The organism is Nonomuraea angiospora (genome assembly GCF_014873145.1).
Taxonomy (GTDB): Bacteria; Actinomycetota; Actinomycetes; order Streptosporangiales; family Streptosporangiaceae; genus Nonomuraea; species Nonomuraea angiospora.
In genome coordinates, this window is sequence record NZ_JADBEK010000001.1 from 5,690,414 (window position 1) to 5,702,072 (window position 11,659).

Sequence of the window (11,659 nt, forward strand, 5' to 3'; positions counted from 1 at the left end):
ACAGGATCACCGATGTTCGACTCTCCCGCCGAGGTGGCGGAGCGGCTCGCCGCCGTGGACTACCTCTCCGACGACGCCATCTCCACCTCGGTGTTCCTGGCCGCGGCGCTGGGCAAGCCGCTGCTGGTCGAAGGCCCCGCGGGCGTCGGGAAGACGCAGCTGGCCAAGGCCGTGGCCCTGGCGACCGGGGCCGAGCTGATCAGGCTGCAGTGTTACGAGGGGCTCGACGAGGCCAGGGCGCTGTACGAGTGGAACTACAAGAAGCAGCTGCTCAGGATCCAGGCCACCAGCGCGGACGACGACATCTTCTCCGAGGAGTTCCTGCTGGAGCGGCCGCTGCTGAAGGCGATCAGGGCCCCCGGCCCGACGGTGCTGCTCATCGACGAGACCGACAAGGCCGACGTCGAGGTCGAAGGGCTGCTGCTGGAGCTGCTGTCGGACTTCCAGATCACGATCCCGGAGCTGGGCACGATCGCCGCCACCCGCCGGCCGTACGTGGTGCTGACCTCCAACGCCACCCGCGAGCTGTCCGAGGCGCTCAAGCGGCGCTGCCTCTACCTGCACCTCGAATACCCCACGCCCGAGCGGGAGCGGGACATCGTACTCAGCCAGGTGCCGGGCATCCGGGCCGACCTGGCCGAGCGCCTCGCCAGGACGGTGGCCACGCTGCGGGCGCTGGAGCTGAAGAAGGCGCCGTCGGTGGCCGAGACCGTCGACTGGGCCAACACGCTGCTGGCGCTCGGGCGGGACGACCTCGACGAGGCCACCGTGGCCGGGACGCTGGGCGTGGTGCTCAAGCACGCCTCCGACCAGGCGCGGGCGGTCAAGGAGCTGGGGCTGCCCGATGTCGCTGATCGATAGGCATGTCGGGTTCGTACGGGCGCTGCGCGAGGCCGGGATCCCGGTGTCGGTGGCCGAGGGGCTGGACGCCGCGCACGCGCTGCGGGTGATCGAGCTGAGCGAGCGGGAGTCGCTGCGTGCCGCCTACGCGGCCACGCTGGTCAAGAAGCCCGCCTACCGGCCGGGGTTCGACGTGCTGTTCGACCTGTGGTTCCCGGCCTCGACGTCCGGCATGCACGCCGAGCGCGCCGAGCGGCCGATCGACCTGGAGACGGCCCCCGTCCCCGAGCTGCGCGACCACCTCGCCCGGCTCCTGACCGGCGGCGGCGACCAGGAGCTGCGCGAGTTCGCCCAGGCCATGGTGGGGCGCTTCGGCCACCAGCCGGCCGCGACCCCCGGGCGGCAGAACTGGTTCTCCTACAGCGTCATGCGCGCCCTGTCCCCCGAGACGCTGATGGCCCGCATCCTCCAGAACGTCCTGCAGGGCCAGGAGCGCGGCGGTCTGGCCGAGAGGAACGCCCGCAGGACGGTCTACGACAACACCCGGCGCTTCGAGGAGGCCGTGGCCACCGACGTGCGCCGCCGCATCGCCGAGGACTCGGGGATCGAGCGCATCGCCCGCTCCGCCGTCCGGCCCCCGCTCGACCAGATCGACTTCCTGCGCATCACCAAGGCCGACCTGGCCAGGCTGCGCCGCGAGGTCCATCCGCTGGCCAGACGGCTGGCCACGCGCCTGACGATCAAGCAGCGCAAGGGCAGGCGCGGCCGCCTCGACTTCCGCAGGACCGTGCGGGCCTCGCTGCAGAGCGGCGGCGTGCCGCTGACCACGCACTTCAGGCCCCCGCGGCCGCACAAGCCCGAGCTGGTCGTCCTCTGCGACACCAGCGACTCGGTCTCGTCGTTCGCCCACTTCACGCTGCTGCTCACGTACGCGCTGAGGGAGCAGTTCACCAAGGTGCGGGCGTTCGGGTTCGTGGACACGGTGGACGAGATCACCCGGTTCTTCGTCCCCGGCGCCGACGTCGTCGAGGCCCTGACCAGGCTGACGACCGAGGCCGACATGGTGCGCTTCGGGCGTACCAACTACGGGCACTCGCTGGAGCGTTTCGCCGAGCGGTACGGCGACGCCGTCGGCCCCAGGACCTCGCTGCTGATCCTGGGCGACGCCCGCTCCAACTACCAGCCGCCCGCCCTGGACGTGCTCAGGTCGCTCGTGGGCCGCTCGCGGCACGCGTACTGGCTCAATCCCGAGCCCGTGGCGCAGTGGGACACGGGAGACTCGGTCGCGAGCGAGTATGGTGCGGTCGTCCCCATGCACGAGTGCCGCAACGTCGCCCAGCTCACGGCCTTCATCGAAACGCTGGCCTGAAGCGCTGGATTGAGGCCTCAGGCGCGGTGGAGCTCCCTGGCCGCGGTGCGGGTCAGCAGCTCGATCTGCTCGGCGTTGAGCGCGACGCGGTCGGCCGACTTGATCACCTTGGCCGCCAGGCGCGGCTTGAGCAGCGTCAGGCCCTCGGCGACCACGATGCCGCCCTTGGGCAGCAGGCCGCAGTGGACGGCGAGCAGGGGCGTGATCGTCACCGGGATGCGCGTCTCGCGGCTCAGCAGCTCGGCGAACGCCTCGGACGCCTCCACCAGCGGCTTGGCCGTCTTGGTGCCGTACTTCTCGCCGAAGAACAGCCGGCCGGCGTAGCAGGCGATCTCGGTGTCGGGACTCCAGGACTCGTTGTCGATGATCCACAATCCGCCCGGGCCGATCACCAGGTGGTCGATCGACGCCTGGCCGCGGATGGCGCGGCCGTCGAGCACGGTGTAGCCGAGGCGGCCGAGGGACCGGCGCAGCAGCTTGCCGGTGATCGCCTCTCCCTTCCGCGCACCGCGCCAGACCGCCGTCGCGTGGAAGGAACGCCAGTCGAGGAACCAGTCACCCGCCGCCACGAGCCCGGCCAGGAGCACGCCGAACAGCGGAGCAGCACCGGAGAGGCCGAATCTGAGGGCGAGCGCGACCCCGATCACGAACCCCACGGCGGCCTTGACATACCTGGACTTGCGCCGGTTGGCGGCGTCCTCCCGCCAGAACTTCTCATACCACCACTGCGGAGAAGACCCTGTGTACTTCTCATCCGGCTGCACGTAGATAGAGCCACCTGGCACGGCAGACCCCCCCAATCTAGATGTGTTGCAGGATCTGCCACGCCGAAGATCCCTCGCCAGTCAAGGGATACCCGCCCCTCAACCAAGGCGAGCCTAAGGTGACGTAATTAGTACCCGCAAGACCAGCAAATGACCTCAACCGACCAGTCGGTATGCTAAAGCAGGTGACAAAGGGGGACATGTGAAAGAGGAACCGGTCAGACAGCGACTGCTCGCCGAGGCGACCCGTCTGTTCGCCGAGCGCGGCTTCGAGAGCACCTCCGTACAGGAGATCGTCGTGGCGGCCGGCGTCACCAAGGGCGCCATGTACCACTACTTCGACTCCAAGGACGACCTGCTGCACGAGATCTACGGCCGGGTGCTGCGCATGCAGATGGACCGGCTGACGCGGATCGCCGACGGTCCCGGCGACGTGCGGGAGCGCCTGTACCGGGCCGCGGCCGACGTCGTGGAGACCACGGCCGCGAACCTGGACGACTCCAAGATCTTCTTCAGGTCGATGCACCTGCTCGCGCCCGAGACGCAGAAGAGCGTGCGCGCCGAGCGCCGCCGCTACCACGAGCGCTTCCGCGGCCTCGTGGCCGAGGGCCAGCGCGAGGGCGTCCTCAGCGACCGGGTCCCGGCGGAGCTGGTCGTCGACTACTTCTTCGGCTCGGTGCACCACCTGGGCTCGTGGTTCCACGTGGACGGGCCACTGACCGGAGCCCAGGTGGGCAGGCACTTCGCCGACCTGCTGCTCACCTCACTCGGGGCCGGGCACGTCGACGAGTGAGGCCAGCGCCGCGCGGTGGTCGCCGGGCGTGCCCAGTGCGATCTCCGCGGCCTTGGCGCGCTTGAGGTAGAGATGCACGGGGTGCTCCCACGTCATCCCGATCCCGCCGTGGAGCTGAAGGGCCTCTTCGGCGGCGTGTACGGCCACGCCCGCGTTCCACGACTGGGCCACGGCCACGGAGACCGCCGAGCCGTCGGTCGCGGCGCTCCGGGCGGCGGCCCTGGCCCGTACGACGTCCAGCCACAGGTCCGCCAGCCGGTGCTTGATCGCCTGGAAGGAGCCGATCGGCCGGGCGAACTGGTGGCGTTCCCTGACGTGGGCGAGCGTCGTGTCGAGGCACCATTCGGCCACCCCGAGCTGCTCGGACGCCAGCAGCCCCGCCCCGAACCTGAGCACCTCGGCCAGGTCGCACTCCCCCACGTCCCTGGCCTCGGCCCCGTCGAAGGTGACGGTCGCGACGGGCCTGGTCTGGTCGAGCGACGGCACCGCCTGGACGAGCGCGCCCCCTTCCACGGCGTGGAGCCTGCCGCCGACGGGCACCAGCAGCACGTCGGCCACGTCGGCCCCGGCCACCCCGGCGACGGTCCCGGTCAGCCGCCCGTCCTCGAGCCGCACGGCCGCGCCCGTCCGGTACGGGGAGGCCGCGAACGGCACGGCGAGGGCGGCGGTCTTCCTGCCCTCGGCCAGCTCCTCCAGCAGGGTGTCACCGGTCGCCAGCAGCGCGCGGGTGGCCAGCACCGAGCTGGTGAAGAACGGCACCGGCGCCACGCCCCTGCCCAGCTCCTCCAGCACGACGGCCGCCTCGCTGGCCGACGCCCCGGCGCCGCCGTACTGCTCGGGGATGAGCAGCCCGGCCACCCCGATCTCGCCCGCCAGCGTCTTCCACAGGTCCAGGTCATACGGCTCGGACTCGATGCGCTTGAGCACGGCGGCGGGCGGGCAGCGGTCGGCGAGCAGCCCGCGCACCGCGGCCCGCAGCTCCTCCTCGACCTCCGAGTACAGAAGAGTCATCGCGGCAGGTCCTTCCAGGGCACGTCCTTGTCGACGCGGGGCTCTGAGGGCAGGCCGAGCACCCGCTCGGAGATGATGTTGCGCAGGATCTCGGACGTGCCGCCCTCGATCGAGTTGCCCTTGGCCCGCAGGTAGCGGTAGCCGGGGCCGCGGCCGTAGAAGTCGACGTCTTCCGAGCGGCGGAACGTCCAGTCGTCGTAGCCCAGGTCGCGCCCGAACTCCACCTCGAAGCCGGACAGCGCCTGGTTGAGCTTGGCGAACGACAGCTTCATGCCGGACCCCTCGGGCCCCGGCTGGCCGGCGGCGAGCTGCTCCCGCAGGCGCACCCCGGACAGGCGGGTGACCTCCGCCTCCACCCAGAGCGACAGCAGCCGCTGGTGCAGGTCGTGGGTGCGCAGCTCGGGGTGGGCGCGCCAGGAGTCGGTCACGACGCCGACCATGCCGCCGCCGCGCCGCACGGGGGCGCCGCCGATGGCGACGCGCTCGTTCATCAGCGTGGTCTGCGCGACCCGCCAGCCGTCGCCGACCTCGCCGAGCCGCAGGTCGTCGGGGAGCCGCACGCCGGTCAGGAACACCTCGTTGAACTCGGCCTCACCGGTGATCTGCCGCAGCGGCCGCACCTCGACGCCCGGGGCGTGCATGTCGCAGATGAAGTACGTCATGCCGCGGTGTTTCGGCACGTCCGGGTCGGTACGGGTGACGAGGATCGCCCACCTGGAGTGATGGGCGCCGGACGTCCACACCTTCTGGCCATCGACGACCCATTCGTCCCCGTCCTTGACGGCACGGGTCGCGAGCGTGGCCAGGTCGGACCCCGCGCCGGGCTCGCTGAAGAGCTGGCACCAGATCTCCTCGCCGGTCCACAGCGGCCGGAGGAAGCGGCGTTTCTGCTCCTCCGTCCCGAACGCCAGGATCGTCGGGGCCGCCATCCCGAGCCCGATGCCCTGGACGCCGGCGTTGAGCTCCGGCGTGCCGGCCAGCTCCCGCTCGACGACCTGTTGCAGCTCCCGCGACACGCCCAGCCCGCCGAGCCCTTCGGGGAACCACACCCAGGCCAGCCCCGCGTCGAACCTCGCCCGCAGGAACTCCAGCCGATCCCCGTCCGGATCGTGCTCCGCGAGGAACGCCGCGACGCGCTCCTTGATCTCCGCCTCGTTCACATGTACCTCTTCAGCTCGCGATAGGCCAGGGACCGCTTGTGCACCTCGTCGGGACCGTCCGCCAGGCGCAGCGAGCGGGCGCCCGCCCAGAGCGCCGCCAGCGGGAAGTCCTGCGAGACGCCGCCCGCGCCGTGCACCTGGACGGCCTTGTCCAGGATCCACTCCACGGCGATGGGAGTGGAGATCTTGATGGCCTGGATCTCGGTGTGCGCGCCCTGGTTGCCCACCGTGTCCATCAGCCAGGCGGTCTTGAGCACGAGCAGGCGTAGCTCCTCGATCCTGATCCGCGACTCGGCGATCCAGTCCTGGATCACACCCTGCTGGGCGACGGGCTTGCCGAACGTCGTCCTGGCCAGCGCCCGCCTGCACATCAGCTCCACGGCGCGCTCGGCCATGCCGATCAGGCGCATGCAGTGGTGGATGCGGCCGGGGCCGAGCCGGGCCTGGGCGATGGCGAAGCCGCCGCCCTCCTCGCCGATCAGGTTCTCCACGGGGACGCGCACGTCCTCGAACACGATCTCGGCGTGGCCGCCGTGGTCGGCGTCGGTGTAGCCGAAGACGTGCATGCCGCGCTTGATGTGCAGCCCGGGGGTGTCACGGGGCACCAGGATCATGCTCTGCTGGCGGTGCGTGGGCGCGGCCGGGTTCGTCTTGCCCATGACGATGAAGATCTTGCAGTTGGGGTTCATCGCGCCGGAGATGAACCACTTGCGGCCGTTGATGACGTACTCGCCGCCGTCCCGGACGATGGAGGTGGCGATGTTGGTGGCGTCCGAGGAGGCCACGTCGGGCTCCGTCATCGCGAAGGCGGAGCGGATCTCCCCGTCGAGCAGCGGCCGCAGCCACTCCTTGCGCTGCCACTCGCTGCCGAACATGGACAAAACCTCCATGTTCCCGGTGTCGGGCGCGGCGCAGTTGGTGGCCGTCGGGGCGATGGTGGGACTGCGGCCCATGATCTCCGCCAGCGGCGCGTACTGGAGGTTCGTCAGGCCGGCGCCGTGCTCGCCCGGGAGGAACAGGTTCCACAGGCCGCGCTTCCTGGCCTCGTCCTTGAGGTCCTCCATGAGGGGCGGCGGGCTCCAGCCGCTGATCGCCGCCTGCTCCTCGAAGGGGGCCTCGGCGGGATAGACGCATTCCTCCATGAAAAGCAGCAGTCGTTCGCGCAGGTCCTCGGTGACGCTGTCAAAGGCGAAGTCCATGCCTGCGAGCCTACCGACCGGCCGGTATGAGTGTCGACAGGTGGTTCCCCACAAAAAGGTGCAGGTGGCCATAATCAGGACTTCGCGGGCGCCCCTAGAGTTGCCTGCCATGACCGCGAAGCTGCCCGTCCCCGTGGTGCTCGAGAACGGCGTCGTCCGGCTCGAACCGCTCACCCTCGACCACGTTCCCGACCTGTTCGCCGCCTCCGGGGGCGACGAGGAGGTCTGGCGCTGGCTGCCCGCGCCCGCGCCGCGTTCCGAGGAGGAGCTGGGGAAGCTCGCCCTGGGGCTGATGACCGACGACAACCACGTCCCCTTCGCGGTGGTGCCCAAGGAGAGCGGGCGGGCCGTGGGCTGGACCACGTACGCCGACGTGCCGGGCTTCGAGGCGAGCATCGAGATCGGCTGGACGTGGTACGGCCGGGCGGTCTGGCGCACGGCCGTGAACACCGGCTGCAAGGTCCTGCTCATCGACCACGCCTTCGCCCTCGGCTACAACCGCGTCCTGCTCAAGACCGACCACCTCAACCTCCGGTCGCAGAACGCCATCAAGCGCATCGGCGGGGTCCACGAGGGGACTCTGCGGCGGCATCGCAGGCGGCCGGACGGCACCTGGCGCGACACGGTCTATTTCGGCATCCTCGAAGAGGAGTGGCCGCAGCACCGGGCCCGCTTGGACCGTTAAGGGGTGTATGACTGATCGGCTGGGAGGCTACTGGCTCGGCGCCCGGCTCGACGGCGGCGGGCACGTCATCGTCCGCGAGGCCTACGACGAGTCGGGCACGCGGCATGCGCTGGGAGTGCCCTGCCTGCCGGACGCCGAGGCCCGCACCAGGCTCGCCGCCGCCGCCGCGGCGGCCGCGCGCGTGCGGTCGCTGTCGGTCGCCGGGCTGACGGAGGCCCGCCTGGACGGCGAGCCGCCCTACCTGGTCAGCGAGTACGTCCCGGGCCCCACCCTGCGGCAGGTCGTCGACCGGCACGGCCCGTACACGGGCGACGCCCTCTACCACCTGGCCACCGCCGTGGCCACCGCGCTGGCCGCCGCGCACGAGGCGGGCGCGGTCCACGGATCGCTCACCCCCGACAAGGTCGTCCTGGGCACCGAGGGGCCGCGCCTGGTCGGCCTGGGCTGGGGCCTGTCCCGTGAGCCCGCGGAACCGGCCGCGGACGTGCGCGACTGGGGGCGGCTGCTGATCTTCGCCGCCTACGGCCCGGACGCGCCGTCGGACCACGGCGAGCGGCTGGACCGCCTGTTACGCGGGCTGGTGGCCGCCGCGCTGCAGCGTGATCCCGAACGCCGCCCGAGCGCCCGCCAGCTCCTCCTCTCCCTCCTCGACGCCCCGCAGTCCCAGCAGGGCCGCCTGCTGCCCCCCGAGCCCGTCTCCGACCCGCCGCTGGGCGCCCGCGCCGAGACCGTGTACGCGCGGCTCACCCCGGCCGAGCAGGACCTGGTGCCGGAGGTCTTCCTCCGCCTGGTCGACCTGGACTCCGACGGCTCCGACACCATCGTCACCGCCTCCAGAGCCGACCTGGTCGCCGGCCGCGCCCCCGACGAGGTGAGCTCGATCGACGGGGTGCTGGAGGCGTACGGCAAGGCAGGTCTCCTCACCCACCGCCCTGAGGATGACGGCTCGCTGGCGATCACGTACGCGGCGCTCCTGCGGGCCTGGCCGCGGTTGCACGAGTGGCTGGACGGCGAGCGCGACGGGCTGGCCGTACACAGGGAGCTGGCGCGGGCGGCGCGGCGGTGGGAGGCCGGCGGGCGGCGGGAGGCGGCGCTGTTGCAGGGGGAGCCGCTGGACCGGGCCCTGGCGTGGGCGGCCGGCGGGCGGCGGCGGGTGACACTGAGCGCCGGCGAGCAGACGTTCCTGGACGCGGGGCTCGCGGGGGTGCGCAGGAGATCGCGCCGGCGGTGGACGGTCATGGCGGGGCTGCTGTCGGTGGTGGTACTGCTCGCTCTGTGGCAGCGGGGCGCCGCCGACGGGCGGCTGGACCAGGCGATGGCGAAGGTGGCGGCATCCAGGGCGGAGGCGCTGCGGCTGGCGGACCCGGTGACGGCCCGCAAGCTCAGCCTCGCCGCGTGGCGCCTGGCCCCGATCCCCGAGGCGCGGCGGGCGTTGACGTCGGCGGATCCGGCGGTGGACGTGTTCGCCGACCCGTACGCGGGCCCCCGCTCCCTCCACGCCATCAGCGACGACGGCTCCCGCCTCGCCGCGCTCGACGAGGGGACCCTGCGGGTCTACGACATCCCCTCCCGCCGCCAGGTCGCCCGGACGGCGGGCCCGGTCCAGTCCGTACGCGCCATGGCCTGGTCCCCCGACGGCCACACGCTGGCCCTCGTCGGCGTCGACCGCTCCTACCTCTGGGACACCACCTCCGGCGACGGCGTCGGCCCGCCCTTCGGCCGCGGCCTCGGCGCACCCGGCGAACAGTCGGCGTGGTTCAGCCCGGGCGGCGGCCTGCTGTTCGCGGCGGCCCGGCTGTCGGGCGAGCGCTGGGCGTGGAACCTGAGGGCGCGGCGAGCCGCGTACGTGGGCGAGTACGCGGTGGTGGGCCCCGGGGACCGGGTGGCGCTGGTCTTCGCGGGCAGACGTTCGGAGCTGCGCCGCCCGCCCCGGCCGTCCCCCGCGCCCTGGCTGGACCGGATGCCGTGGGAGTACACGACATTCGCCCCGGACGGCGAGCGGGTGGCGATCGCCGAGGAGAGCGGGATCCAGATCTACGACCTCGGCGGAGTGCCGACCCGGTCCACCCGGCTGCGCCCCTCGCCGGGCCACCTGCGCTTCAGCCCGGACGGTCGGCTGCTCGTCAGCACGGACAGCGATCGGGTACGGGTCTGGCGCCTCGACGACGGCAGCGGCACGCCGGTGGCCGACAGGGCGGTGCCCACGGCCGGTGTGGACCGGGCGGCGCAGGCCACGGTCACCGGGGACGGCCGGTGGCTGCGGGTCCTGGCCGGACACGGAATCGTGCTGACCATCGATCTGGAACGCGGGCCGGCGCCCCGGGATCAGGCCGCCTACATCTGCTCCACGTACGGCGCCCTCTCCCCGCGGGAGTGGTCCTGGCACCTGCCCGAACTACCGCACCGCGACACCTGCTGACGGGTCAGCCGGCCTGGGAGCTCGCGGACACCGGCTCGGGGGCAGGTTTCGAGGCCGGGGCGGGACGGGAGTGGTCGGGGGCGAGGCGGCCCAGGGTGATCGTGCCGCCGATGGTGAGCGCGCCGGCCAGGATGGCGGGGATCGCGGTGGAGGGGTTGGTGGGCAGGGGTTCGCCGAGGAGGATCACACCGGCGAGGACCGAGGTGATGGGGTCGATGACCTGCACGCCGGCGTAGGCGATGCCGAAGTAGCCGACCGCGTAGGAGCGCTGCAACAGCACCACCGCGCAGACCAGCAGCACGGGCACGGCGAGCGTGAACCAGTGCACCAGCCGGCCCCAGTCCCCCTGCATGCCGCCCCCGACGACCCGGACGAACGTGGACACGCTCGCCGTCACCACGCCCGCGCCCACGGACAGCAGTAACGCCCTGTTCGGCCCGTGCACCCGGGTCGCGAGGAGCTGCGTCACCAGGACGATCAGGCCGATCACGGCCACGAACACGAGCGCGGCGCCGTCGCTCAGGTGCGGCGTCACGTTGTGGTGCGGCACCAGGAGCATGAGCCAGAGCAGGCCCACGGCCACCGCGATCGAGCCGAAGATCTCCGCGCGGTACGGCTTGCGCCCGTACATGAACGCGGCCAGCGGCACGGCGAACACCAGCGTGGCGACGCTGATCGGCTGGACGGCCACCAGCGGCGCGAAACTCAGCGCCACGGCGTGCAGGCAGGCGCCGGTGAGGCCGATGGCGCCGCCGATCAACCAGCGGGGGCGCCTGGCCAGCTTGAGCGTGGCGCCCGCGGCCACGGCCTCATACTGCTGCAGGGCCGCGCCGAGTGCGTATCCAAGCGCTCCCACCAGGGCGATGATCAGACCGACCCAGGTCATGGGCGTCCGCGCAGGGGCATGGATCCTTCCAAGAGCATTGCTCTAGCTTATGAGGGAAGCGAAGCTGGCGAATCATACTTTTGGTGGATCGTTCGGGTGGGAGCTGCTCCCGGCCAGCACACATGTGTGACCGGGTGGGAAGAGGTCAGGAGCGCTCGGGGCAGACGCAGAACAGGTGCCCGGCGGGGTCCTGGAGGACGATCCAGCCGACGCCGTCCTCCGTGATCCCCGGCTGGAACTCCGGCTTCGTGGCGCCCAGCGCGACGTACTCCTCCGCCGCCTTCTCCACGTCCGGCACCCGGAAGTCCAGGTGGAACTGCTTGTCCGGGCTCGGCCAGGTCACCGGCTTGCGGTCGGGGATCCGGCCGAAGTAGATGCTGGTGGTCCCGTTTCCCACGGCCGCGTACTCGTCCTCCGCGTACTGGATCTCCCACCCCGTGATCTCGTGGTAGAACTCGGCCAGTTTCTTGGGCTCCGCGCAGTCGAGGGTGACGGCCAGGAGCTTCGCTTTCGTTGTCATGAGTCCAGGGTTC

At 71.8% G+C, this 11,659-nt stretch carries 11 protein-coding genes; 5 read left to right on the forward strand and 6 right to left on the reverse strand.

Annotation, left to right across the window (positions count from 1 at the left end):
* The first annotated feature begins 12 nt into the window (after positions 1–12).
* Both H4W80_RS25830 and H4W80_RS25835 read left to right on the forward strand, forming a co-directional pair.
* Positions 13–861: an AAA family ATPase gene (locus tag H4W80_RS25830; protein ID WP_192787463.1), complete on the forward strand. Its 849-nt coding sequence runs from the start codon at positions 13–15 to the stop codon at positions 859–861.
* On the forward strand, positions 845–2,209 hold the full coding sequence (locus H4W80_RS25835) for a vWA domain-containing protein (RefSeq protein WP_192787464.1): 1,365 nt from the start codon (positions 845–847) through the stop codon (positions 2,207–2,209). Before H4W80_RS25830 ends, H4W80_RS25835 begins: the two co-directional genes overlap by 17 nt.
* Before the next feature lie 17 nt (positions 2,210–2,226).
* Here H4W80_RS25835 and H4W80_RS25840 read toward each other — a convergent pair whose 3' ends face one another.
* A complete protein-coding gene (locus tag H4W80_RS25840) occupies positions 2,227–2,994 on the reverse strand; it encodes a nuclease-related domain-containing protein (RefSeq protein ID WP_192787465.1) in 768 nt (255 codons plus the stop codon).
* Between the two features lie 181 nt (positions 2,995–3,175).
* On the opposite strand from H4W80_RS25840, the gene H4W80_RS25845 reads away from it, so the two are divergent.
* On the forward strand, positions 3,176–3,766 hold the full coding sequence (locus H4W80_RS25845; protein ID WP_192787466.1) for a TetR/AcrR family transcriptional regulator: 591 nt from the start codon (positions 3,176–3,178) through the stop codon (positions 3,764–3,766).
* On the opposite strand, the gene H4W80_RS25850 is transcribed toward H4W80_RS25845, so the two are convergent.
* The 3 genes from H4W80_RS25850 to H4W80_RS25860 are packed head-to-tail and all read right to left on the reverse strand — an operon-like array spanning position 3,737 to position 7,136.
* A complete protein-coding gene (locus H4W80_RS25850; protein WP_192787467.1) occupies positions 3,737–4,777 on the reverse strand; it encodes an acyl-CoA dehydrogenase family protein in 1,041 nt (346 codons plus the stop codon). The genes H4W80_RS25845 and H4W80_RS25850 overlap by 30 nt on opposite strands.
* Positions 4,774–5,937: an acyl-CoA dehydrogenase family protein gene (locus H4W80_RS25855; protein ID WP_192787468.1), complete on the reverse strand. Its 1,164-nt coding sequence runs from the start codon at positions 5,935–5,937 to the stop codon at positions 4,774–4,776. Before H4W80_RS25855 ends, H4W80_RS25850 begins: the two co-directional genes overlap by 4 nt.
* Entirely contained in the window at positions 5,934–7,136 is a 1,203-nt protein-coding gene (locus H4W80_RS25860; RefSeq protein WP_192787469.1) for an acyl-CoA dehydrogenase family protein, read from the reverse strand. The genes H4W80_RS25855 and H4W80_RS25860 overlap by 4 nt, the downstream gene beginning before the upstream one ends.
* Before the next feature lie 109 nt (positions 7,137–7,245).
* Here H4W80_RS25860 and H4W80_RS25865 point away from each other — a divergent pair, with 109 nt between their 5' ends.
* Positions 7,246–7,821, forward strand: coding sequence for a GNAT family N-acetyltransferase (locus H4W80_RS25865; RefSeq protein WP_192787470.1), 576 nt, complete (start codon positions 7,246–7,248; stop codon positions 7,819–7,821).
* 7 nt (positions 7,822–7,828) lie between these two features.
* Positions 7,829–10,240 (forward strand): protein kinase family protein, encoded by a 2,412-nt coding sequence (locus tag H4W80_RS25870; RefSeq protein ID WP_192787471.1) that lies wholly within the window; start codon positions 7,829–7,831, stop codon positions 10,238–10,240.
* A 4-nt stretch (positions 10,241–10,244) separates the two neighbouring features.
* Here the strand turns inward: H4W80_RS25870 and H4W80_RS25875 are convergent, their stop codons facing one another.
* Complete coding sequence (locus H4W80_RS25875) at positions 10,245–11,126, reverse strand: DMT family protein (RefSeq protein WP_192787472.1); 882 nt, start codon at positions 11,124–11,126, stop codon at positions 10,245–10,247.
* Positions 11,127–11,271: 145 nt separating this feature from the next.
* Entirely contained in the window at positions 11,272–11,646 is a 375-nt protein-coding gene (locus H4W80_RS25880) for a VOC family protein (protein ID WP_192787473.1), read from the reverse strand.
* Positions 11,647–11,659 lie beyond the last annotated feature (13 nt).